Source organism: Shewanella frigidimarina, from assembly GCF_003797125.1.
GTDB lineage: Bacteria > Pseudomonadota > Gammaproteobacteria > Enterobacterales > Shewanellaceae > Shewanella > Shewanella frigidimarina.
In genome coordinates, this window is the sequence record NZ_RKKE01000003.1 from 645,761 (window position 1) to 670,675 (window position 24,915).

General features: G+C 41.3%; 20 protein-coding genes. 6 read left to right on the plus strand and 14 right to left on the minus strand.

The features are described from left to right. Nucleotides 1-44: 44 nt before the first annotated feature. Together mfd and EGC86_RS12290 are read left to right on the plus strand one after the other, a co-directional pair. On the plus strand, nucleotides 45-3,581 hold the full coding sequence (gene mfd / locus EGC86_RS12285; protein ID WP_123777750.1) for a transcription-repair coupling factor: 3,537 nt from the start codon (nucleotides 45-47) through the stop codon (nucleotides 3,579-3,581). After that, a complete protein-coding gene (locus EGC86_RS12290; protein WP_102036627.1) occupies nucleotides 3,571-4,563 on the plus strand; it encodes a peptidoglycan binding protein CsiV in 993 nt (330 codons plus the stop codon). The genes mfd and EGC86_RS12290 overlap by 11 nt, the downstream gene beginning before the upstream one ends. Before the next feature lie 137 nt (nucleotides 4,564-4,700). On the opposite strand, the gene nagZ is transcribed toward EGC86_RS12290, so the two are convergent. Then, nucleotides 4,701-5,726, minus strand: coding sequence for a beta-N-acetylhexosaminidase (gene nagZ / locus EGC86_RS12295; RefSeq protein ID WP_123777751.1), 1,026 nt, complete (start codon nucleotides 5,724-5,726; stop codon nucleotides 4,701-4,703). Between the two features lie 233 nt (nucleotides 5,727-5,959). Here nagZ and EGC86_RS12300 point away from each other — a divergent pair, with 233 nt between their 5' ends. Further along, nucleotides 5,960-7,336: an L-serine ammonia-lyase gene (locus EGC86_RS12300; protein ID WP_059746214.1), complete on the plus strand. Its 1,377-nt coding sequence runs from the start codon at nucleotides 5,960-5,962 to the stop codon at nucleotides 7,334-7,336. A gap of 207 nt (nucleotides 7,337-7,543) precedes the next feature. Here EGC86_RS12300 and EGC86_RS12305 read toward each other — a convergent pair whose 3' ends face one another. Together EGC86_RS12305 and yegD are read right to left on the minus strand one after the other, a co-directional pair. Further along, a complete protein-coding gene (locus EGC86_RS12305) occupies nucleotides 7,544-8,011 on the minus strand; it encodes a CreA family protein (protein WP_011637857.1) in 468 nt (155 codons plus the stop codon). A gap of 332 nt (nucleotides 8,012-8,343) precedes the next feature. Then, a complete protein-coding gene (gene yegD / locus EGC86_RS12310; protein ID WP_123777752.1) occupies nucleotides 8,344-9,750 on the minus strand; it encodes a molecular chaperone in 1,407 nt (468 codons plus the stop codon). 360 nt (nucleotides 9,751-10,110) lie between these two features. On the opposite strand from yegD, the gene EGC86_RS12315 reads away from it, so the two are divergent. Continuing rightward, nucleotides 10,111-10,383 carry a hypothetical protein gene (locus tag EGC86_RS12315; RefSeq protein ID WP_123777753.1) on the plus strand — a complete coding sequence of 91 codons (273 nt, stop codon included), beginning with the start codon at nucleotides 10,111-10,113 and terminating at the stop codon, nucleotides 10,381-10,383. Between the two features lie 61 nt (nucleotides 10,384-10,444). Here the strand turns inward: EGC86_RS12315 and EGC86_RS12320 are convergent, their stop codons facing one another. From EGC86_RS12320 to EGC86_RS12355, 7 genes are all read right to left on the minus strand, one after another. Further along, the gene (locus tag EGC86_RS12320; protein WP_011637860.1) at nucleotides 10,445-10,777 is read right to left on the minus strand and encodes a YbaB/EbfC family nucleoid-associated protein; all 333 of its coding nucleotides are present in this window, start codon (nucleotides 10,775-10,777) and stop codon (nucleotides 10,445-10,447) included. A 143-nt stretch (nucleotides 10,778-10,920) separates the two neighbouring features. Continuing rightward, nucleotides 10,921-13,752 (minus strand): DNA polymerase III subunit gamma/tau, encoded by a 2,832-nt coding sequence (gene dnaX, locus EGC86_RS12325; protein ID WP_123777754.1) that lies wholly within the window; start codon nucleotides 13,750-13,752, stop codon nucleotides 10,921-10,923. A gap of 150 nt (nucleotides 13,753-13,902) precedes the next feature. Continuing rightward, on the minus strand, nucleotides 13,903-14,454 hold the full coding sequence (gene apt, locus EGC86_RS12330; RefSeq protein ID WP_041413043.1) for an adenine phosphoribosyltransferase: 552 nt from the start codon (nucleotides 14,452-14,454) through the stop codon (nucleotides 13,903-13,905). 134 nt (nucleotides 14,455-14,588) lie between these two features. Beyond that, nucleotides 14,589-14,954, minus strand: a complete 366-nt coding sequence (locus EGC86_RS12335; RefSeq protein WP_011637863.1) for a YbaN family protein — start codon at nucleotides 14,952-14,954, stop codon at nucleotides 14,589-14,591. 376 nt (nucleotides 14,955-15,330) lie between these two features. After that, nucleotides 15,331-16,092, minus strand: a complete 762-nt coding sequence (locus EGC86_RS12345; protein WP_123777755.1) for an HvfC family RiPP maturation protein — start codon at nucleotides 16,090-16,092, stop codon at nucleotides 15,331-15,333. Beyond that, on the minus strand, nucleotides 16,092-16,955 hold the full coding sequence (locus tag EGC86_RS12350) for an HvfB family MNIO-type RiPP peptide maturase (protein WP_123777756.1): 864 nt from the start codon (nucleotides 16,953-16,955) through the stop codon (nucleotides 16,092-16,094). Before EGC86_RS12350 ends, EGC86_RS12345 begins: the two co-directional genes overlap by 1 nt. A gap of 78 nt (nucleotides 16,956-17,033) precedes the next feature. After that, nucleotides 17,034-17,480, minus strand: a complete 447-nt coding sequence (locus EGC86_RS12355; RefSeq protein ID WP_123777757.1) for an HvfA family oxazolone/thioamide-modified RiPP metallophore — start codon at nucleotides 17,478-17,480, stop codon at nucleotides 17,034-17,036. 325 nt (nucleotides 17,481-17,805) lie between these two features. Between EGC86_RS12355 and dusC the strand changes: the two genes are divergently transcribed. Together dusC and EGC86_RS12365 are read left to right on the plus strand one after the other, a co-directional pair. Then, nucleotides 17,806-18,750: a tRNA dihydrouridine(16) synthase DusC gene (gene dusC / locus EGC86_RS12360; RefSeq protein ID WP_123777758.1), complete on the plus strand. Its 945-nt coding sequence runs from the start codon at nucleotides 17,806-17,808 to the stop codon at nucleotides 18,748-18,750. Between the two features lie 332 nt (nucleotides 18,751-19,082). Further along, nucleotides 19,083-19,454, plus strand: coding sequence for a TraR/DksA C4-type zinc finger protein (locus EGC86_RS12365; RefSeq protein ID WP_102037040.1), 372 nt, complete (start codon nucleotides 19,083-19,085; stop codon nucleotides 19,452-19,454). A 128-nt stretch (nucleotides 19,455-19,582) separates the two neighbouring features. On the opposite strand, the gene EGC86_RS12370 is transcribed toward EGC86_RS12365, so the two are convergent. The 4 genes from EGC86_RS12370 to fdx all read right to left on the minus strand — a co-directional run bounded on the left by EGC86_RS12370 (nucleotide 19,583) and on the right by fdx (nucleotide 24,908). Continuing rightward, on the minus strand, nucleotides 19,583-22,111 hold the full coding sequence (locus EGC86_RS12370) for a TonB-dependent receptor plug domain-containing protein (protein WP_123777759.1): 2,529 nt from the start codon (nucleotides 22,109-22,111) through the stop codon (nucleotides 19,583-19,585). 795 nt (nucleotides 22,112-22,906) lie between these two features. Continuing rightward, nucleotides 22,907-23,338, minus strand: a complete 432-nt coding sequence (gene ndk, locus EGC86_RS12375) for a nucleoside-diphosphate kinase (RefSeq protein WP_041413046.1) — start codon at nucleotides 23,336-23,338, stop codon at nucleotides 22,907-22,909. 165 nt (nucleotides 23,339-23,503) lie between these two features. Further along, nucleotides 23,504-24,400 carry a 30S ribosomal protein S6--L-glutamate ligase gene (rimK, locus tag EGC86_RS12380; RefSeq protein ID WP_102036407.1) on the minus strand — a complete coding sequence of 299 codons (897 nt, stop codon included), beginning with the start codon at nucleotides 24,398-24,400 and terminating at the stop codon, nucleotides 23,504-23,506. A gap of 172 nt (nucleotides 24,401-24,572) precedes the next feature. After that, the gene (gene fdx, locus EGC86_RS12385; protein ID WP_011637873.1) at nucleotides 24,573-24,908 is read right to left on the minus strand and encodes an ISC system 2Fe-2S type ferredoxin; all 336 of its coding nucleotides are present in this window, start codon (nucleotides 24,906-24,908) and stop codon (nucleotides 24,573-24,575) included. Nucleotides 24,909-24,915 lie beyond the last annotated feature (7 nt).

A 24,915-nucleotide genomic window follows, 5' to 3' on the forward strand; every position in this document is an offset into this window, starting at 1 on the left:
CATTCAATACGACTTGATCGCAAACGGAACTGACAAAGATTTCAATGAACCTATTTAGTGTACTCACGCCGCCGAGTGTAAAAAAAGGCCAACAAACGCAAACTTTGGCAACATTGGGTGGCGTGTCGCAAGCCATCACCCTCGCCAATTTAATCAATAACCATGCTGGCACCAGTATTATTGTCACTCACGATACGCCTAGTGCGTTATCGCTTGAGGTCGAACTGAGTTATTTATTAAACCATATCAATGTGAATGTGTGTTTGTTCCCCGATCGTGAAACCTTGCCTTACGATAGCTTTTCGCCGCACCAAGACTTGATATCGCAGCGACTTGAAACCTTAGCCAATATTGGTCAAAGCCAGCACAATGTGGTCATAGTACCAGTAAATACCTTAATGGTTCGCCTACCACCTAAATCGTTTATGACCGCCAATGTTATGGTGCTTAATAAAGGCGACACATACAGTTTACAGCAAGCCAGGCAACACCTTACTGATACCGGTTACCATATCGTCGATCAAGTATATGAACATGGTGAGTTTGCTATTCGTGGCTCTATTATCGATATTTTCCCTACTGGCTCAAAACAACCATTACGCATAGAGTTGTTTGACGATGAAGTCGAATCGATACGCTTTTTTGATGTTGACACTCAGCGTTCAGGCATGGCTCGCGATGCGATTCGTATGCTGCCAGCCAAAGAATTCCCAACCGACAACCATGCTATTGAAGGTTTTAGACAACGTTATCGTCGTCGCTTTGAAGTAATTTCAAAAGAAGCCGAGTCAGTTTATCAACTCGTTAGCCGTAATTTAATGCCCGCAGGCATCGAAAACTACTTACCGTTGTTTTTCGATGATACGGCAACATTGTTTGATTATTTACCGCAAAACAGTCAACTCATCACCTTAGGCAATATTGAAAAAGCCAGCTTAGCGCACTTACATGAAGTAAACGTTCGCTACGAAGACCGACGAGTTGATCCACTAAGGCCGTTATTGGCGCCAAAAGAACTTTACTTGCTTAATGATGAATTATTCGCGGCATTTAAATCTTTTACTCGTACCCAATTATTACAGCAATATATTGCCACCGACACCAATAATGCCGGCGAGCCGCTAGCTGAAGTTGCACTACCAACGCATACCCTCATCGCTAACGTTGAAACACTGCCTGACATCAATGCTAACCATAAACTCAAACAACCACTCATTGCGTTACAAGAGTATTGTCAGCAGCATCCAAAATTAGTGTTTAGTGCCGAATCGGAAGGCCGCCGCGAAGCCCTGTTAGACTTATTTGCCAAAATTGACATTAAACCCAAGCAGTTTGCTCATCTTAACGACTATCTAGCAGCCAAAGACAATATCGGTTTAATCGTGTCACCTTTAGCGCGAGGTTGTGTGCTAACCGACACGGCAAAAGGTGCAGTGAGCATCATTTGTGAAACCGAACTGTTTGGTCAGCGTATTTCGCAGCAACGTCGCCGCGAAAAGCAAAAGCAAGTTAGCACCGATGTTTTAGTTAAAAACCTAGCTGAACTTAAAGTCGGTCAACCTATTGTCCACTTAGAGCACGGTGTTGCGTTATACCAAGGATTAGAAACGCTCGATACTGGCGGTTTGGTTGCAGAATACTTAAAACTGGAATATTCAGGTGGTGACAAGTTGTATGTGCCAGTGTCGTCACTGCATCTTATCAGTCGCTACAATGCCAGCGGCGATGGTAATACTCACCTCAATAAGTTAGGTAACGAAACCTGGGCTAAGGCCAAGAAAAAAGCCATCGAACGTATTCGTGATGTGGCCGCTGAATTGTTGGATGTCTATGCCCGTCGTCAAGCTCGCCCTGGCGATGCGATGAGTATTGATGAAGAAGAATACGCCCAATTCAGTCAAGGTTTCCCCTTTGAAGAAACCGTCGACCAAGAAAGTGCCATTCACGCAGTACTTGAAGACATGCAAGCACCACGCGCAATGGATCGTTTAGTCTGTGGTGACGTGGGTTTTGGCAAAACAGAAGTGGCTATGCGAGCAGCATTTGTTGCTGTGAATGCCGGTAAACAAGTGGTGGTGTTAGTACCGACTACCCTACTTGCCCAGCAACACTACGAAAACTTTAAAGACCGTTTTGCTGATTGGCCTATCGTTATTGAAGTGATGTCACGCTTTAGAACCGCTAAAGAGCAAAGCAGTGTTGTCGAACAACTGTCTGAAGGTAAAGTCGATATCGTTATCGGTACCCATAAGTTACTGTCTTCAGAAGCTAACTTCGATAACCTCGGGTTATTAGTCATCGACGAAGAACACCGCTTTGGTGTGCGTCAAAAAGAAAAAATTAAAGCATTACGTGCCAATGTCGACATTTTAACCCTCACCGCCACACCGATTCCGCGGACATTGAACATGGCTATGTCAGGTATGCGAGATTTATCGATTATCGCTACCCCTCCAGCTAAACGTTTGGCAGTAAAAACCTTTGTGCGTGAATATGACAAAGCCACGGCACGAGAAGCCATCTTGCGTGAAATTTTGCGTGGTGGCCAAGTGTATTATCTGCATAATAATGTTGAGACCATTGAAAAAACGGCGCAAAACATTCGCGATTTACTGCCAGAAGCCCGCGTCATAACCGCCCATGGGCAAATGCGTGAACGCGATCTTGAAAAAGTCATGTCAGACTTTTATCACCAACGTTTTAACGTGTTGGTATGTACTACCATTATCGAAACCGGTATCGATGTGCCTAGTGCCAATACCATCATTATCGACCGAGCCGATATGTTTGGTTTAGCACAATTGCACCAGCTTCGCGGCCGTGTTGGCCGATCGCATCATCAAGCCTATGCTTATATGATGACGCCACATCCTAAACGCATGACCCCAGATGCCCGTAAGCGTCTTGCAGCCATTGAAGCCCTAGAAGATCTTGGCGCAGGTTTTTTACTCGCCACTCAGGATTTAGAAATTCGCGGTGCGGGTGAATTGCTGGGCGACGAACAAAGCGGCCATATCTCAAAAATTGGTTTTAGCTTATACATGGAAATGCTGGAATCTGCCGTAAAAGCCCTCAAAGAAGGAAAAGAGCCTTCTTTAGCCTATATGATGAGTGCCAAAGCAGAAATTGATTTACGCATTCCGGCATTATTACCAGAAGATTACGTCAGTGATGTTAATATGCGCTTATCATTGTATAAACGAATCGCTAACTGCGAAACCGACACCATGCTCGATGAACTTAAAGTCGAATTTATTGACCGATTTGGTATGTTACCTGTGCCAACCCGTAATTTGATGGCGATTACTCTGTATAAACATCAAGCAACCGCGTTAGGTATTCATAAAATTGAAATGCATGCCAAGGGTGGCAGTGTCGAATTTGGTCAAGAAAATCACGTCGATCCGATGTTTATTATTGGTTTGTTGCAAAACCAACCACAAATCTATCGAATGGACGGGCCAAATAAGTTAAAGTTCAACATTCCTGCTGAGACAAGCAAAGATCGTCTTGAGTTAATCAACACCCTGCTTGGACAGTTCGCTAAACATCAAATTTTGGAGACAAATAGTGCTTCGTAAACTTGCGATTTCTATCGCCGCTATCACAGCGCTATCCCACAGCTTTTCAGCCCATGCAGAATCATGGTTTGAAGTTGAAGTGTTTGTATTTGAACGCCAACAACCGTCAGTTGAAAAATGGCTAAATGCTACACCGCCCAAACTCAGTAAAGACACGGTGGATATCATTACTCCAGTGATCAGTACCGACATAACCGGAGTAGCCGTTGGCTTAAATGGTTGTACTTCAACCGACTGGACCAATGGCTCAAGTAACTGTAATGACCCAAAAATCAGTAACAGTATCGCGGCTCATCCAAGCGAGGTTCCGTTTAATATCGGAGCCAACAAGCCGCAAACCGCTTATTTAGGTCAAGGTCCATTACTGCTGGCTCAAAGCCAGGGTAAGTTTAATGACTTAATGAGAACCATTAGCCGCGAACCTTATGTTAAAAGCCTAGTGCATTTAACCTGGCAACAAAATATGCAGTCGCGCAGACGCGCTAAGCCTGTGCGAATATTTGGCGGAAAGGATTTTTCAAAAAGTTTTGAATATCATGGTTTAGCTGTCAAAAAGCCAACTCAAACAGAAGCCATGCCAAGCACAGAATTTGGTGCTTTAGGTAACTTTTATGAAGCGCCAAAAATAGGCCCTGTATGGGAGTTAGATGGCTCGATAAACATTTATCTCAGCCATTACCTGTATATTGAAAATAATCTGGCTTTGCGTAAACCGACTCAAAAGATGCTTGAATCAAGTCCTTTAGAGTTTAATGAATATGCGGCTCTAGACATTGAAGGTAAAAAGCAACTAGCACCTTATTTAGAAAGCATCCCCCTTATTCAGAATCGCCGTGTGCGAAGTGGTGAGATCCACTACTTTGATCACCCGCAGCTGGGTGTCGTGATGCAAATTCGTAAAATGGCCCAACCTACTAATGTTAAACCAATTGATTTAACCGAGCGTGCTACCACTAGCCAACCAGCACCCTATACTGGTTAACAGCTCGATAGCTTAATACTAAAAAACTGGATCAATTGATCCGGTTTTTTGCTTAATGGCATAGCTCATTTACTCGATAACCTCAACTCTGGAGAATTAATACATCCCTTAACTCGAGCAGTGGTTATTTAAACAATTTACAACGATTGAACAATGCGAGTGATGTCCATCGCCAATTGCTGAGCAGCTTGCCAACGTGTTTGCTGTTCAAGAGCCAGCAAGGATTGTGAAGTATTACCTTTTAGCGATAATGCGGTATGTGTAGGCTCTGCAGCCGGCCAATCAAACTCGGTTAATAAAGCATTAACGCCAGCAGGATCATTACAGACCAAAATCATATCACAGCCAGCATCTAACGCCGCCTTAGCACGGCCAAGGTAGTTACCTGCAAAGCTGGCCCCCTTCATGCCTAAATCGTCAGAAAAAATCACCCCATCAAAACCTAATTGTTGACGTAAAATAGTTTGTAGCCAGTAAGATGAAAAGCCTGCGGGATTAGGGTCAATATTTGAATAAACCACATGCGCTGGCATCACGCCTTGTAGCTGCTGAGAACCTATCAAGTGCTTAAATGGCTGCATATCAAAAGCTTCCACTTGATCTTTAGTCCTTGGATCAACTGGCATGGCAATATGTGAATCGGCAGCAACACTGCCATGGCCAGGAAAATGTTTTCCTACCGCAGCCATACCGGCCTCATTCATGCCAATGATGAACTGCTGTGCTAATGCACTGACTTCATCAGGAACCGCACTAAAACTGCGCTTACCAATCACTTCACTTATACCATTTACGTCTAAGACAGGTGCAAAACTTAAATCGATATCACACGCTAACAGCTCAACAGCCATTAAAAATCCGCACTCTTTCGCCCATTGTTTAGCTAATGTTAAATCGCCTTTAGCAGCAGGTAAAATATCACCCATGGCAGGTATTAAACTAAAACCTTCACGAAAACGTTGAACTCGGCCACCTTCATGATCGACCGCAATTAATAATTCAGGGCGAATACTGCGAACACTTTTAACCAATTCAATTAATTGATTTTTATTTTCACAGTTGCGGCTAAACAATATAATGCCACCTACCTGCGGATGCTGTAATTGCGCAGTTTCTGTTGCAGATACAGTTAAACCTGCAAGATCCATCATTAAATAGCTCAAATCTTTCCCTTATCTATAAAGCTGACTATCACGTCAGGTTAATCAAGTCACATTATGCATCAAGTATAAGGCTGGCTAATGTGAGAATAATGCATCAAAAAATCTAATGAACAGTCATTGATTAATGTGTGGGATACTCTACCAAGAATAGGAGATAAACCGCCAACATTACTTTTGACGATTATACTCACTTATAATGAAAACAATAAACGACTCAGCAAGGGTTAAACAACATGATTAGTGTATTTGACATGTTCAAAATTGGTATCGGTCCATCTAGCTCACATACAGTGGGTCCTATGAAGGCAGGTAAAACTTTTATACAGCATGTCGCTGATAATAATTTATTAGCGGATACCGACGAGTTACAAACAGAATTATTTGGATCTTTAGGTCAAACAGGCAAAGGCCATGGTACCGGTAAAGCGGTCATTTTAGGGCTAATGGGTGAAGACCCAGAAACCGTAGATACCGATGGGATTGATGCCATTTTAGACGCAGTGTCTACGACTCAAAAACTCACCTTAGCAGACGGACGTCAGGTTAAATTTACTCGCGAGTCTGGGGTAACTTACCATAGACGCAAAACCTTGCCGGCACATGCTAATGCCATGACCTTATACGCATTATCTAAAGGCGAATGCATATACCAGCGTACCTATTATTCGGTTGGTGGTGGGTTTATTCTTGATGAAGATGAAATAACTCAACGTAATGCTTCTCCAGCAACGCCAATTGAACAAGCACCTTATGACTTCAACAGTGCACTGCAATTACTGCAATTGTGCTGCGACAACGGCTTAAGCATTTCATCATTAATGATGGCTAATGAGCTTAGCATTGCCAGTGAAGATGAGATCAAACAAGGTTTGTGGAAAATTTGGCAAACCATGAAAAACTGCGTTGAACGCGGTTATCAAAAGGAAGGCATATTGCCAGGCGGTTTAAAATTACGCCGACGTGCCCCAGCGCTCTACCGCCGCTTAAAAGCGGAAGGGAGAAATAACACAGACCCATTGACCGCTATGGACTGGGTTGATTTATTTGCTTTATCGGTTAATGAACAAAATGCAGCAGGCGATCGCGTTGTAACTGCCCCAACAAACGGCGCCGCAGGGATTATCCCGGCAGTATTGTGTTACTACGATATGTTTGTGCAAGAAGTCGATATCGATGTGTGCAGCCGCTATCTGTTAACCGCTGCTGCCATTGGTATTTTGTACAAGAAAAATGCCTCGATTTCTGGCGCTGAAGTGGGTTGCCAAGGCGAAGTGGGCGTAGCCTGTTCAATGGCAGCCGGTGCGTTAACTGAAATTATGGGCGGAACCGTAGAACAGGTTGAGAATGCCGCTGAAATTGGCATGGAACATAACTTAGGTTTAACCTGCGATCCAGTTGGCGGCCTAGTACAAGTGCCTTGTATTGAACGTAATGCTATGGGGGCAGTAAAAGCGATTAATGCTTCACGCATGGCACTTCGCGGTGATGGTAATCACAAAGTGTCATTGGATAAAGTCATTAAAACGATGATGGAAACCGGTAGAGACATGCGCAGTAAATACAAAGAAACCGCAAAAGGTGGTCTTGCGGTGAACATCGTCGAATGTTAATTAACGTATTCATTTAATCTGCTGAATTCTAAATGCCTGTTAGTGAACCTAACAGGCATTTTTGTATCCTTTTAACGGGTCGTTAATCAGTTAATGATTCATCGTGAAATCAATTAATTGAATGACTTGTTTTCCCTTGCTCCACCATATAAAGGGACGGTATAAAATGCATACGAGCACGCGCGAACCAAAGAGAGACCTTTGTTCTTAGTGGGCCTGTGCAGGCTTAATATAAGCCTTGGTTCCCCAAAGTGGAACTGTCGAAAGGCTGTGTTTGAAGCTTCCCGATGTTTCTTTGGTAGAGTAAGAAACATACATTAGAGTTTGATTTTCAGCATCAAATATTCTTCTAATTTTCATGGTTTTGAAAAAAATACTTTTTGATTTTTTAAACACAACCTCACCTGATTTACTCTTATCTATTTTAGCAATCATATCAGTAGTGATCTCACCCGTTTGTCTGCAAGAGATAGAACTATCACTTGGGTCAGAAAAACTGAGATTTTCTTCTATTGAGGCGATGTGACAAGTGACACCAGATACAATTTCATCTTTTAAAATATTCAGCTTTATGTCTTGTGTAGTAAACATTCCGAGTGAAACATCACCGACTTCGTTGTCAGAACAAGCTGTAACAAGTGTCGTTAAACATAGCGCTATTAGTATTTTTTTCATCGGTAACACCTTGTAATATTATGAGATTATATAATCACAATAGACTGAGATAGAAATCATGAGTTATGTCATTACAAGCAAACTATTAAAGATAAGCCTAGAATAAACAATAAGTCCACATTGACGTTGTCACGACCACAGAACGCCACAGCTAACCAAAATAGCTAACATTTCCTTTATTATGGTTAGCATGATAATCAAATTAATTGACCATAATTGTGGCTGGCAAAGCAAGCTTGTTATTATTCTATGATTATTTTAATGATCAACCATTAGTATAAAGATCAGCTTTTAACATAATCACCACCCTTTACGAGCTAAGTGTAATTTTTTTAGTTAAAGGCACTTTGAGCACAACGGGTTAAGCCTGCAGTTACCGAACCAAAATGGTCACCCACCACCACTTTGGCATTGGGGTACACGCTAGCGATTTTATTGTATATTGCCGGGCTTCTTACAGTACCGCCTGTTACATACACAATATCAGGAGTGGTTGGCATATCACAATCTTGTTGCTCTGCTTTAGCTATAGCCGTTTGCATTGCTTGTTTCATTAACGCTTCAACTTTCGCTAAAGGATCGTTAATGGCTTGCTCAAACTGTGCTGCGGTTAACGGGACTAACAGCCCCTTTTCAATAAAATCTAACGAACATTGAATGGTGTCATTGTCGGACAAACTGATTTTCGCCGCTTCAGCTTGGCGTACCACTTGATAACTCATTTGGTTCTTTTGTACTTTTTGTAAACGAACTAATAGTTCAGGCTGCTGCGCTTCTTTGATTAGCTGCTCAACTAACTTACGAGAGGGTAAACTAACAAAGTCACGTTGGGCACTAATATCATTGACGGCCACCGCGTTCCAAAAAGGCGTTCTTGGCATAGGTTTACCGTTAATCATTAACGTATCGGCACCAAAACTTGGCATCAACCCAGTCATCGCTAACGCAATATCTAAATCGTTACCACCAATCCGTTGACCTGAATGCCCAAAACAGTCTGGGCTGCGGTCTTGTTGTTTAATGTAAGACGGCCCCATTTTCACCACTGAACAATCTGTCGTACCGCCGCCAACATCGACTACTAACACGGTATTGTCATCGCTTAGGTTTGACTCAAAATCCATACCTGCGGCTAAGGGTTCAAATAAAAACCTAACATCGGTAAAGCCTGAGCGAGTTGCCGCAAGGCGTAAAATGGTTTCAGCTTGTTGATTACTGTCTTCGCCACCTATGCCTTGGAAATTAACTGGTCGGCCTATCACCGCATGACTGGCCGAGCTAAGCGATTTCGCGTTTAACGCTTTGTCAGCTAACGTTTTCACATGTTGCATCATCAAGGTGACAATGTCTTCAAATAAGGCTATTTGTTCAACACGTAATCCGTTGGCACCTAAAAAAGACTTTGGAGAGCGGACATAAAAACCTTCTTCAGGCATGTCTAAATAAGCATCTATCGCAGCTTGGCCAACAAACACAGCTTGTTCATTGGGCGACAGATCAAGCTCATGACGCATTAGTTTTGCACGCATTAACTGAGAACTGCGCAAATGAGAGTACTCTGCTTTTAAGTGTTCTGGTAATCCTTGGTATACCGCCTCGGCAATAAGCTCGCGATCCATTGCGTATAACGTTGAAGGCATAAAATCCGAATGAGTTGATAATGGTAATAACGATACCGCATCATCAATCATTACCCCAATCGCACAGTTGGCACTGCCGTAATCAAATCCAACAAACATTGACTTACCTTCTGTCATCTAATCGAAAAAAGCGCTCAAAATAACACACTTACGCCACTTGCTAAACCATTTATCACTGTTTTATCTAAAGGTAAGTATCAATACTTAACTTTTTTTTACTTTGAGTGAATGTTTAAATACTTTACATTGAGTATATGGCGGCATGAATCTGCACAAGAGAGGTTATCTACATTGTCAATTTAGGCTGGTCAAGATCATTACTTAATAAGTAAAATGGCTAAGTTACAGAATAAAATATAAATAACTCATTGATTACAAATATTTTTTATTTTGGCATGCCAGTTGCTATAACTAGATGAATTACTCATGGATATATAGAATAATATTAAGGACTTTATTGTGAAAAAAATCATCATCATTATTGTTGCTGTCGTACTAGGTTACTTTATCAACTTCAAATTTGTTGAAATCGCATACTCATTAGGTTTCGCTGAATTGAAAAAAGAAACTCTATTGATTAATGATCAAAAAATGAAAGTGAAATGCGACTCTTATGCTTTAGGCTTTTTTGATAAAGTTAAACTTGAAAATAAGTTTCAGCAATGCATTAATGATTACCAAGCACAAGGCTATGTGATTATTGACCAACAAGCTGCGATGAAAGCGGTTTAAGGCTGGAAATAAAAAAGCTCAAGCATTAATGCTTGAGCTTTTTTATTGATTCACGGCACGATTAAAACGGCATTTTCATTCCTGGAGGTAATTGCATACCACCAGTCACTTCGGCCATTTTAGTCTTTTGATTTTCTTCAATACGACGGGCTGCGTCATTACACGCTGCGGCGATAAGATCTTCTAACATCTCTTTATCGTCTTCCATCAAACTTGGATCAATTTCAACTTTACGCACATTGTGGTTACCTGTCATGGTTACTTTAACCAAGCCAGCACCCGCTTCACCCGTCATTTCTGTGCGCGCAATTTCTTCCTGCACTTTAGCCATTTTGTCTTGCATCATTTGGGCTTGTTTCATTAAATTGCCCATACCGCCTTTTCCACCAAACATAGTCGTCTCTCTCTAATTAAGGTTGTTAGCAAGTCGTCATAATGGCGACAATCTTACTGAAATAAAATCGATTGGCAATATTACAGATACATTTTTGAGATGAAGATATATTCATTTTCTGTAAAACCACCCTATTTGTGTACTTATGAAGCGTTGATTAGTGCAATATCCTGCGCTATTTGCCCTAGCTGCTCCGATGGATATTCAATCGTGTCACTGTCTAACTGAGCCGATAAGTGTTGGATCATCCACTGAACGTTGTCATCAAGCAAAATAGATTGTTGCGCTTGCACAATGAGCTCCCGATGAAAGCGTTTGCGTAACTCAAGCGGTGTTTCTCGTTTTTGCACCACACCAATCTGGATTTCAACTTCAGTTGGTCGCTCAAGATACTCAGATAATGCCACTTGTAATTGATCGATAGCAGTTTGCGCAGACAAATGTTTCTGGTCTGGTTTTAACACTAATACTATTGGATTTGACATTGTTGGGCACACGGAGTTCACCCCTAATTGCCTAACTCTCCCGCCAACAGACACATTAGTCATTATTTTATACCAATGTAAATCAACTTCATCGCCTTGAATGCTGTGTGCTTCAAATTTGGCAAGCACATTAGATTGAATCACCGGCTCTGCATTAATGTTTTGTGAATCGGCAGCAAGTGATTGTGTGCTGGCTGGTTTTTGATGTTGATGACCGGCTTGCTGACTGACAGAATTCGATGGTTGAAGTGTTGTTTCAACTGCTGGTTTAGTCTCTTGATTAGTATCTGCAAACGCATTAACGTTCTCACCTTCTTTGGGCGCGACCCAAGGTGGCCTATCATAATCTGTCACAACTTGAGACTTGTCTGTTCCGCTGAGTGTTGCCGTTGACGCTTCGCTGGCCTTAGGTGCAGGTTCTGACTTATCAGAACCTGAAGGCTCAGTAGCGGCCGTTGGTGATGTTGATGCAGCAGCCGCTTTGCTCACTCTAGAACTGATTGTTTTTGTCGACTCTTTTTTGGCAAGTTCTTCTTGTTGCTGTAATGCGCCAACATCTGCAATGAGAGAATCTCGGCTGGCTAGCACTTCATCTAAAAAGTCGTCTAAGTTATCATCTGCACTCGCGAGGTTTTGACGTGCATCATCACTCATCAAATCGCTGTTATCGTCAGCGAGATGATTAACCGTTTTCGGTTTAGACATCGACTCCGAAGCTTCAGTAACATTGTTAGCTTCAGTTATCTCGTTTGAAACCGAAAACGCAACATATTCGTCATGATCCGAGGGTTGATATTCCATTGACGGATCGTCTGCTTCGTCATAATCCATAAAGGAATAGGCATCAAGTGAGCTGTTATCTGCACTATCACTCGATTGGCTATTTTCTACTGAATTGGTGTCTGCCGTACTTGGCGCCAATGCAGGTTGCTCTGCAAATTCTTCAGACTCGATAACATCGCTTATCACATTTTTAGTACTGGATTCATCCGTTGCTTCAGCATCTGCGCTATGAACAACATTATCAGATGAAGTTGCATTAACAACGTCAACTTCGGCATCATTGTCGGCATCATCATTAACAAGCTGGTCAGTGTGCATATCGACACTTTCTAGCGGCAATGAATCAAACCCTAAGCTTTGTGCTTGGTCCAACAATAAAGCTTGCTCAGCCACCAACGAAGGCTCAACAGCGATATCGTCGAGAGGATCAGCATCTTCAACTTCGGCAGTCGGCAACACTTCAGCCTGAATAGCGGTTGCTGCTGTCGTTAAACCATAATGCGCTTGAGGCAGAGCATCAGGCTTTGGGCCTGTTTCAATGACCTCTTGTGTTGAAGTTGATGCGTGATCGATAACGCTTAAATCAATATTAGCTGGTGTCGTTGTTACCCAACGTTTTACTTGTTTCTCGGGCGTAAAGGCTACCGCACGAAGCAGTGCCATTTCCAAGCCCGATTTAGGATCGGGAGCAAAGGGTAAATCTTTACGGCCGTTAAGCAGCATTTGGTAATAAAGCTGTACTTGTTCAGGCGCTAATTGCTGCGCGAATGCCACAATTTGCTCACTAAACAGCGATTGTTGTGCTGCGGCTGGGGCAAATTGAGTTAAGGTGATTTGATGTAATAATTCTAATAAGCTGCGTAGTACTTCTTCGGCATCTGCGCCAAATGCCAATACTTTTGCCACGGTTTGCATTAATGGCCCAACATCGGCATCACACAAGGCTTTTAATAACGCGAGCACATGTTGCTCATCAATACTGCCCAACATGGTTTGCACTTGTGTAAGCATCACTTGGCCACTGCCAAATGCTATGGCTTGATCCGTTAAACTGAGCGCATCACGCATACTGCCATTGGCCGCTTTGGCTAATAAACTCAGTGCTTGCGACTCAAATGGTAACTTTTCTTGAGTGATAACATACTCAAGTTGCTTGCTAATTTCGTCCTGCGATAAACTTTTCAAATTGAACTGTAAACAACGAGATAGCACAGTAACCGGCAGTTTGTGCGGATCGGTTGTCGCTAATAAAAACTTAACGTGCTCAGGAGGCTCTTCTAAGGTCTTTAGGAGTGCATTAAAACTACTACGCGACAACATGTGTACTTCATCAATTAAGTACACCTTAAAACGACCACGGGATGGGCGATACTGTACATTGTCGAGAAGTTCGCGAGTATCATCAACTTTGGTGCGGGAAGCGGCATCGACTTCAATTAAATCAACAAATCGGCCTTGGGCAATTTCAATACAACTAGAGCATTCACCGCACGGCGTAGCAGTAACGCCTGTTTCACAATTAAGACCTTTAGCAAACAAACGTGCCAAACTGGTTTTACCCACGCCGCGGGTACCAGTAAACAGATAAGCATGATGTAAACGTTGTTGGCTCAATGCATTGGTTAATGCCATTAATACATGGGATTGGCCGACCATTTGTTCAAATTTAGCTGGACGCCATTTGCGGGCTAGTACTTGGTAAGACATGAAATTCCCCACAGAGAGCTATCGGGAGTCAATCCCTTTAAAGGGGTTAACAATAACATGCCAAGGGCTGGCATGCTATTGTTGAGCAAGCATTTGATAGAGTAAAACTTAGTTAACTGCTTAATAAAATGGCAGTTTATTTTACTTTACTTACTCGCCGTCAAACTCGCATAAACTTAATACTTCAATTCCCATACCTTGTAAACGCTTCTCGCCACCAATTTCTGGTAATGAGATAACAAATGCAGCATGGCTCACTTCACCGCCTAATTCACGAATAAGTTTTACCGTCGCTTCAATCGTGCCACCGGTGGCTAATAGATCATCAATAACGAGCACTTTATCATTAGCATTAATTGCATCAACATGAATTTCTAAGGTGTCTTTACCGTATTCTAAGTCATAAGTTTGGCTTATGGTTTTACGGGGTAATTTACCCGGTTTACGCACAGGTACAAAACCGACGCCGAGCTCTAACGCTAACGGTGCGCCAAATAAAAAACCACGCGCTTCAGTACCAACCACTTTAGTGAAACCTTTTGATTGATAATGAGCCACTAGAATCGCAATAGTGGCTTTATAAGCTTCTGCATTTTCAAGCAAACTGGTGACGTCACGGAACATGATGCCTGGTATTGGATAATCAGGAATGGTTTTAATGCTCTGCTTAATAAGCGCTAAACTGTCTTGGTTCATCATAATGTAGTTAACTCTGTCTGAAAGTGATTACGCAATAAAAAAGTCCACGTCATTGGTGGACTCTGGTAAAAATACTGGTGTGATCTTATGCCCGTTTAATCTCAGTTGCAACAGGCATGCATTAACCAGGCTATTTATTATTCTAACTCTGGGATCCGCCACAAGAAAAATAATAAAATAAGCATCATGCACAACAACATAATTTTCACCCATATTATCGGTACTATCATGATACTAATAGCAAAACTAAGGCCGCTCATTAACATGGCTTTTCGCTTGAGCGATCGGCTCAACGCACGTTTAGATTGCCACTGAGAGATACCTTCAGCAAACCAAGGGTGATTGATTAGCCAATGATGAAGTCGATCGCTAGAACGAGCAAAACAAAACGCAGCCAATAATATAAACGGCACTGTTGGTAATAAAGGCAGTGCAATGCCAATAATGCCTAACACTAGACTGCACAAGCCAATAATGAGAAAAAATCCGCGTTTCACCGCCATATACGCCCTCATACAAACAAAAAACCACTCTATCTGAGTGGTTTAATAAGACAATATCATGACAGGTTAACCTGAAGTAAGCGTTAAATTAATCCTGTTGCTTTCAACCATGAAAGGCTCGCGGGCAATGTTGGAATTAATAAAACCAAAATAAAACCAATAAAATAAAAGATGTTAAACGGGTCTTTAAACGGCTGGCTCATGATTATTCCTACATTAAGGTTATGTTTTGACTGCGATAACTTACATCTTTCATCTGTTATATTGTGCCAACTGTTCAGTTAGCATCGCGACAACAGACGTGAAGTCGATCACAAAAAGTGGCTTATTTTAGACGCATCTTCACAAAATAAAAACCTTAAATATATTATGTCTATTATGACTCGATTGATGAAATAACGATGCCCTTTTGTGCCAGTTGTTGCAATAAAGGTAAGCAGCCTGACAACAAAGTGTCATTTGGCATTTGTGGGTAATGCTCACTTAACCAACTTATAATGGCATCGACTGTTACACCTTGTTGAGAATGAGTCATTTGTTCAATGTAAGCTAACACTTGCGCACTTAATGGTGTCAGTTGTAAAAATGCGACGTTATCATCAGCACCTCTAAATACACAAAAAAAGTTCGCTTGTGCTGTCGGCTCTATAGGTTGGTAGTCAACACTAATATGCTGAACGTCAAAGGCATATTGCGCCACTTTGGCACAAGCTGCTAGGCATAACCTATGCTGGTTTAGTTCGATGGTATTGATCGATTGAGCTGCGGGAGTATCTGGCGCGACGGCGACACATAATTCTAACCATTCATAATGTGCTAACTGCAACATAAAAACAGGATCATCTTCTGTCATCTGGTATTCATGTTGTAAAAACGCTAAAAACTCACCGGCTATTTCAACAAATATTGGTGTCTTACAATCGTGGCTTACAAAAAATTGTTGTACTAAGGCCTGCCATTGGTCGTCCTCATATACACTTTTCAACACCGGAAATGCACTCGACACAAAACCTGCAATATTATTAAAAAATAATTCTCGATAGATTTTCATGCGCCTAGGCTCAATCCCCTCAGGCAATGGCAAACTAGGATCACGGATATAGTCCATAAATTGTTGTTGTACTTCAATGAAACCCATTATGCCTTCCTCAATATTGACTGCTGCGTTAAGGCATTTTGTTGATACTGATGAATTTGATTAATCTCATTAAGAAGTATGTCTGTTTTAGGAATATTAAAATCACGCTCAAGCAACGTCGGATGCACGCCATGTATTTGGTAACACTGCTGCAATAAGGCCCATACTGGATCGATAATATCCGCACCGTGAGTATCGACCATTAAATCGGCCTCCTCTTCATAGTGTCCTGCGATATGCAGATAAGCGATTTGTTTGGTCGGCATCGCCGCTAAGTAAGCTGCTGCATCGTATTGATGGTTAATTGAATTAACGTAAATGTTATTTACATCGAGCAGTAATTTGCAGTCGGCCTCTTGCAGCACGGCATTAACAAATTCTTGTTCTGTCATTTGTGCACCAGGCGCCGCATAAAATGACACATTTTCTAAGATAAATGGTCGCTCCAGTATGTCTTCGACTTGCTTTATCCGCTTAGCGGTATGGATGACTGCATCATCAGTAAATGGTATCGGCATCAAGTCATACATATGGCCAGTACCAGAGCAATAACTTAAATGCTCTGAATACACTTCAATATTATGCTCATCCAAAAAGCGTTTTATATTATGTACAAATTGACTATCTAGCGCTTCAGGACTACCAATGGATAACGAAAGCCCGTGGCAGAAAAAAGCGTGTTGTTCCGTTAATTGTTTAAACTGACGACCAAATTTGCCCCCTAATGTCATCCAATTTTCAGGCGCAACTTCTAAAAAATCGATGGCTGATGGCACCTGCTGACAAAATTCAGTCAACATTTCACGACGAAGTCCTAAACCGACCCTAGCCTGACTATGCGTGTTGCAATGCCGAATCGACATAATGCCTCCTTAAACAATAAACAGCAGATAAAATTAAGGCCTGAAACTCAGGCCTTTACAAGCACAAATGAGAAGTGACTATCTCATGCCACCGCATTGACCTTCTTGCGATTTTTCCATAGTAGCTTTAGCTTCTTTGCCTTGCTCTACTGCTGACTTTTTCATGTCACCGCCACACTTGCCTTCGCCACATTTACCTTCAACTGCTTTCTCAGCAGACTTTTTCATGTCGCCGCCGCACTTGCCTTCGCCACATTTACCTTCTGCCGCTTTTTCAGCAGATTTTTTCATGTCGCCACCGCACTTGCCTTCGCCACATTTACCTTCAGCAGCTTTCTCAGCAGACTTCATTTTATCGCCGCCACACTTACCTTCACCACACTTGCCTTCTCCGCCATCAACCTGATAGCCAGAAGTTAATTGTTGAAAACCAAATGGGTTAGCTTCTACTTGAGCAGAAAAGCCAGCAGTCATTACAACAGAACCTAATGCAACCGCTAAAGTAGTTTGTTTGATTGAATTCATAATAATTATCTTCCTATATCTTGATTGTGTGTGGTGTCCAACATCATTGCCGGCTTGGTTAAAGAGACCTGCAGTATGTAAAGTTTATTGCAAAATATATTAAAAATGTGAAAAAAATCAATTTATTTATCACAAATCATTGCTAGGTAACCTTAAAAAAGACGCCTTATAGATTTAACATAAATACAACACAAGTGCTATTGGTATGATTATTAATAATAATTTATCGAAAGAATCGACAACAATAATCGTAATGCCATTTAGTGCTGTTATCAGATAATAAACACGCTAAAATAGCGCACTTTTGACTTCAGCAAGGTGTACTGTGCGCGTTATTTTAGCTCCAATGGAAGGTGTGGTTGATGACCATATGCGTGAAATATTATCTGCCATCAATCCATTTGACCTGGTTGTGACTGAATTTGTCAGGGTCGTCAATCAACTCATACCAGATAAAGTGTTCTATAAATTGTGTCCTGAGCTACTTCATCAAGGGCTAACCGCATCAGGAACACCTGTACGTGTTCAGTTGTTGGGACAAGAACCAGAGTGGATGGCACAAAATGCCATAAGAGCCATTGAGCTAGGCTCAAATGGTGTTGATGCAAATTTTGGTTGCCCAGCTAAAACTGTCAACAAAAGCAAAGGCGGCGCAGTATTACTCCAATATCCTGAGAATATTTACAGTATCGTCAAAGCCATGCGCGACGCAGTACCCTCTGAGCATCCTGTTACAGCTAAAATCCGTTTAGGCTACGAAGATAAATCGTTATTTATGGAAAACGCCTTAGCCGTGTATGAGGCTGGCGCAACAGAGCTAGCTATTCATGCTCGCAGTAAAACCGATGGTTATAAACCTCCGGCATATTGGGAATACATTACTGAAGTGAGACAGCGCCTGCCAATTCCTGTTATCGCTAACGGAGAAATTTGGAATGTCGCTGATGCTCAGAGATGCATGGATGTCACTGGCTGTGACAGTATAATGATTGGTCGAGGAGCCATATCGTTGCCTAATCTAGGCGATACCATCAAAACAGGTGCGACGCCATTTAGTTGGCAACAAACCTTAAGTTTACTTATGGCCTATACCGACAAAGAACTTAATGGTCGTAAATCTGACTATTATCCTTCACGGATTAAACAATGGTTTAGTTACTTAAACCGTCAATACCCTGAAGCGGATACTCTATTTAGAGAGCTACGAGTGTTCAAAACAACTGAAGAAATCGTTAAGGTTCTAAAGCATGCTCACAGGTCGCTTATATAAGCTTGCAACAACACACCAACTTTACATCTAGGCTTAAATTAACCTTTTTGATAATGTGTCATCAAGGTTATAAACTCTGTTAATCCTACACAACCATAAGCGTTTCTTAGTCTTCAATCGACAGTGATTCAGTCACCATATTGACGCGACAATCAACCCTAGCTTAACGCCCAGACAGACAATAATGATTGTTAACATGAATAAATGATAAATTATTATTCATGTTTTTATCGCAGAAATCTTATCGAGAATTGATCTTCATCATAACGTCTGCTTTATTTGTGCCTAAAATAGAAATTCTACATTGGCATTGTCAGTTAAGGTTATTTCAGTTGCACAACACTCAGGACATACAGCAAAAACTTCAACATCTTGAACTTATTTTGAGACATGAGTTAATGCTACTTATAAAGGATTCATTAAAAGCTACTGAAGTTGCTCATATTTCGATGGAAACCCCTCTTGGAAAAGTGATTGATTACTTGCCACAAGTCAAACTAATCAATACTGATATTTTCACTAAGTTCATGAAGCTAGATGCTGCTTACTGCCAGCTTGAATTGGGTTTATATGGTCTTTGTTCAGATTGTGAAATGGACATAGAGCCGCCCCGCTTAATCGCCGATCCAACGGAACAACGTTGCACAGGTTGTGAACAGAAATTCCGCCGAGAACATCGACATGAATTACGCTTAAATCACTAACCATGCTTTGCTTTATTAGCGACTTAAAATCAACGTAATAAAAAGGCCTACAATAATGTAGGCCTTTTTATGTCAGACAATGTAACTGTCACATTGTCTGATGTTTAGCTCACTAACTAAACTGTTATTTAGAACTTAACAGTTACGCCACCGTAGTACTGGCGACCAATAGTGTCATACACTTCTGGTACTGTACCACCATCACTACCATTCGATACGCCTGATGGCTCTTCATCAGTGATGTTTTTCACACCAGCGCTTAGAGTAATCATGTCAGTAACATAATAAGTACCGGCTAAGTTGTGGTACAGAATCGCATCCACTTTATCGCCTGTATTTAGATCGTCCATTTCGCCAATGTAACGGTTGAAGTAGTTAACACTCCAGCTATCTTGACCTGCTTGAATGCTGAAGTTGTTACGAACTTCTGCATAAGCACCAAAGTTACCATCGATCTTGTTGGTGTAATCATTGTCTTCTTGTTCGAAATTCAACAAGTAAGTTGTGTCATTGCTGATTTTCCAATCTAACGACAAGGCTTCAAAGTTATAAGCTAAGTTGAAGTCTAAACCGCTAGTGTCTTGGCTACCTACGTTTGTTAACGAGTTAGTAAGATTAGATAAATCACCGTTTGCACCAATGTTAAAGGTTTCACATGCTGCAGCTGAAGCATTAGCAAAACATTCTTCTAAACCAGCTTGAACATCTAAACGAGTGATTGCATTGGACACTTTAAAGCGCCAGTAATCAAGCGTTACCGATAGACCTTCAACATAGTTTGGTGAGTAAACTAAGCCAGCAGTATAAGAGTCAGACTCTTCAGCTTTTAGATCATCATCAGACGTGTAACGAACTAGAATCTGTGGATCTTGTGCATTTTTCCAAGGATCATCCAAGTAGTCGTAAGAACCAGTGTCACCACCAAATAACTCGCTGATGCTTGGTGCACGGAAACCTGTTGCCGCTACAGTACGAAGCATCAAATCATCAGTTGCTTCATAAGTTAGACCTACTTTCCAAGTAGACGCTTTACCGAATGTTGAGTAATCGTCATAACGCAGTGCAAATTCACCGGTTAATTTTTCAGTGAAAGGAACGCTGACTTCTTGGAATACAGACAATACATTGTAATCGCCGTCTGTAGCATCTTGCTGTGCAGCAGTACTGTCACCAGCCACTGTTACAGGGTCTGGATTATAAAAACCGCTTTCATAACGGTATTCAGCACCAATAGCAAATGCAACTGCACCAGCACTCAGATCAAACAACTCACCATTTAGACCAGCAGAAACAACATGTTGCTCATTGCCGCCGTCAGCATTATCAGTGAAGCTAATGTCATTAACGATTTCACCTGTTAATGGAACACCTGTGAACCATGCATCTTGGTTAGCATAAACAGATTGCTTAAGATTGGTTGCATTGATTGAGTTCTCAACACTTGAATCAGCTTTGTTTTTGCCATAGGTATAACCGATATCCCAGTTCATGCCTGTATTAATATCAAGCTCACCCGCTAATGCAGCAGAGATACGGAAAGTATCAGTGTCTTGAGAATAAATACGAGGACCGGCATCGGTAGTACGACGACGATAATTTACACGACCGGTATCATCAGCAGCAATTTCACCGTCAGTCATCGCTTGATCAAGTGTAATACATGCTGCACCAGCAGTAACACCTGGAGCACCACATACGTTTAACATTACGTCAGCAGGTTGTGGAGCTAATTGCTGATCAGACTTACGTTTAGTGTAAAGCACGTCGCCTGTTAGCACTAAATTGTTATCTAATTCTTGGATCATATTAGCAAACAAGCTGTAACGCTCGTTTGGTGTTTGGTAATAACTGCTAGTGGTGTAGTCATAACCTGTAGAACGAGCAACCCATTCACCAGCGTCATTGCGTACTTTCCCGCCTAATGAACCTGTAGGTAAAAATGAACTTGCACCAGGCTCTGTCCAGCTACGATCTGACTGAATAACACTTTCGCGCTTCGAATACGCAGCACCAATAGTGTAGTTACCACCATCGGTATTGAAGCCGTATAAACCACTAATTTCGCCAGTTTCACCATCACTTTCACTGGTAGTACTACCGTTAAGATCTAGTTGAAAACCTTCGAAATCTTTCTTAGTGATGATGTTAACAACACCAGCGATAGCATCTGAACCGTATACTGCTGATGCGCCATCTTTTAAGATTTCAACACGAGATATCATCGATACAGGGATAGAGTTCAAATCGACAGAGCTATCTGCACCTGAACCAGAGTTAACCATACGACGACCATTTAATAGTACTAGCGTACGTTGTGAACCCATACCGCGTAAGTCAACTTGCGCAACACCGTCTGAACCGTTGTTCGAGCTAGAACCTAGAGCAGCACCAGCCATTGACGTTTGGGCTTGAAGTAGTTGGTCAACTGAAGTGAAACCTTCTGCGCGAATAGCTTCAGCTGAAATGATGGTTACTGGAGAAGCAGATTCCATGTCTTGACGTTGAATACGAGAACCGGTGACTTCGATTCTTTCAACTTTCTGTTCATCGGCAGCAAATGCTACTGAAGAAAATAAGCCTGTTGTCGCGACACTTGTTGCTGCTACAGCTAATAAACTGCGGCGAATTGCCTTAGCAGTTAATGTGACTGAACTCATGAATAAACTCCCTATAACTTGGAATAAAATAAAACAAGTCGTTATATTTTTAATTATGAATAATTGGTCAGTGCCAATTATTGAAAAACATTATTAATGAATAAAAAACCTTTAGTCAATAAGGGCAACATGTGAACAACATCACATTTAGCATCAGAATTGATAATTAATTTGACATAAACTGATTCATTTAAAATCAACCAGTTACTGAATTTAACGGTATTTATCAAGATTGTTAACATTTTAAATCGCAAATAAAAATACAAATTAAAGACTATAAAAGAACAAATAAGCACACAAAGAAAAACAAAAATAAAACACAGTTAACAATTTAAATACAATTGATCACAAAATGTATCAAAAATTAATTTTCAATATTTTAAATAAAATCGATTATTTGTCGTAAAAAACATCAGAATGACATTTCAATATTACTGAGTATTTATTCAGAAAAGTAACTTGTTAGCATTTTTATAGACTAAATCTATTCAAAACAGCCTTAATATCGGGCCTGAGAAGTCCTATTTATTAGACGGCAAAAAAGCCTGTTTGGTGATATTTCGTATAAGATTAGGAACTTTCTGACGGAGTACAGATATCTTATTTAACACTATATCAACACACCAATTCGCAATATTATTGTTAATAAAATGTAGTTCTTTTAGTCAACGCAATATGATGAAATGGTCTATTTAAGCTCGAAGAAGTCGTTATCAAACAAACAAAGTGCTCAATATCTGACGAGCGAACACAAAAAAGGAGCCGAAGCTCCTTTTTATCAACTTACAGCAACCATTAACGAGTGCGTGGGCACACTTCGTCAGCGCTGAAGAAGTAAGCAATTTCACGTGCTGCTGATTCAACTGCATCAGAACCGTGAACTGCATTTTCGTCGATGCTTGCAGCATAGTCAGCACGTAATGTGCCACGAGCAGCTTCAGCTGGGTTAGTTGCACCCATGATTTCACGGTTAGCTAGAACAGCGTTTTCGCCTTCTAACACTTGAACCATTACTGGACCAGAAGTCATGAAAGAAACTAAAGCACCAAAGAAAGGACGTGCGCTATGTTCAGCGTAGAAACCTTCAGCTTGTTCTTTAGATAGTTGTACCATTTTAGAAGCAATGATCTTAAGACCAGCTGATTCAAAACGGTTGTAAATAGCGCCAATGTGGTTTTTAGCAACTGCATCTGGCTTGATAATAGAAAATGTGCGTTCGATCGCCATAACTAGCTTCCTTAATGTGAGCAAGTTTAAAAAATTCGCGCGGATTATACGTAATTTAGCCATATATTCCTAGCCTTATCCGCTTTTACGGTGATATTTCATCACTAAATTGAGTCATTTTTATTAACATGACCCAATTTATGCTCTATTGGTAATCGCTAACTCTTATTGTGCTGACTTGATGAACTTGTTGGCATTCTTTTCCATAAAACAAATAATGGCATCAGCAACGTCTTTTTGGGTCGCTTTTTCAATACCTTCTAAACCAGGAGAGGAATTAACTTCCATCACAACCGGACCATGATTAGAACGTAATAAATCAACTCCAGCAATATTTAACCCCATTGTCTTTGCTGCGCGAAGCGCGACTGATCGCTCCTCAGGAGTTAATTTAACCAAAGTAGCACTGCCGCCACGGTGTAAGTTAGAGCGAAACTCACCTGGCTTTGCTTGGCGCTTCATTGCAGCAATCACTTTATCGCCCAGCACAAAACAGCGAATATCAGCGCCTTGTGCTTCAGCAATATATTCTTGCACCATAATGTTAGCTTTGAGTCCCATAAAGGCTTCAAGCACGCTCTCTGCGGCTTTACGAGTTTCGGCTAATACCACGCCAATGCCCTGAGTACCTTCTAACAATTTGACGACTAAAGGTGCACCACCAACCATATCAATCAAATCAGGTATATCACTGGGTTTATTGGCAAAACCAGTGATAGGTAGCCCAATTCCTTGACGAGATAACAGCTGCATTGAACGCAATTTGTCTCGTGAACGCGCAATTCCAATTGAACCATTAACCGCATATACGCCCATCATTTCAAATTGACGTAATACTGCAGAACCATAAAAGGTCACTGAAGCACCAATACGAGGGATAACAGCATCAAAATGACCCAGATCCTTACCCGCCATATGAATGCTAGGTTTAGTCATATTGATATTCATATAGCACTTTAATGGATTAATAACTTTGACTTCATGTCCTCTAGCTAATGCAGCTTCAACTAAGCGTTTAGTAGAATATAATTGCGGGCCTTGAGACAGTATTGCGATGCGCACAGAGTGCTCCAAAATTGGAATTTTCGCGCATCATACGCTGAGTTTATTTAAAATCAATAACTGGAATGACCACAGATAAAAAAAGAGCCAATCTTGATAGATTGGCTCTTTTTTTTGTGACCAATTACCCGCTATAAATGGGATGATTGATGCGCTATTCGCTCAGCAAAAACTAACCTTCGCTGACCATATTAACGGTGTATTTAGGGATATCGATAATCATATCGCAATCAACAACTTTAGCTTGGCAAGATAAACGACTTTCAGGCTCTAAGCCCCATGCTTTATCTAGCATGTCGTCTTCTAACTCATCGCTTTCTTCAAGCTGTTCAAAACCTTCACGCACAATGACATGGCATGTAGTACAAGCACATGACTTTTCGCACGCATGTTCAATATGAATACCGTTACGCAGTGCAACGTTTAAAATTGTCTCACCCACTTCTGCTTCAAGTACTGCGCCGTCTGGACAAAGTTCTTGATGGGGTAAAAATACTAACTGTGGCATCATTTCA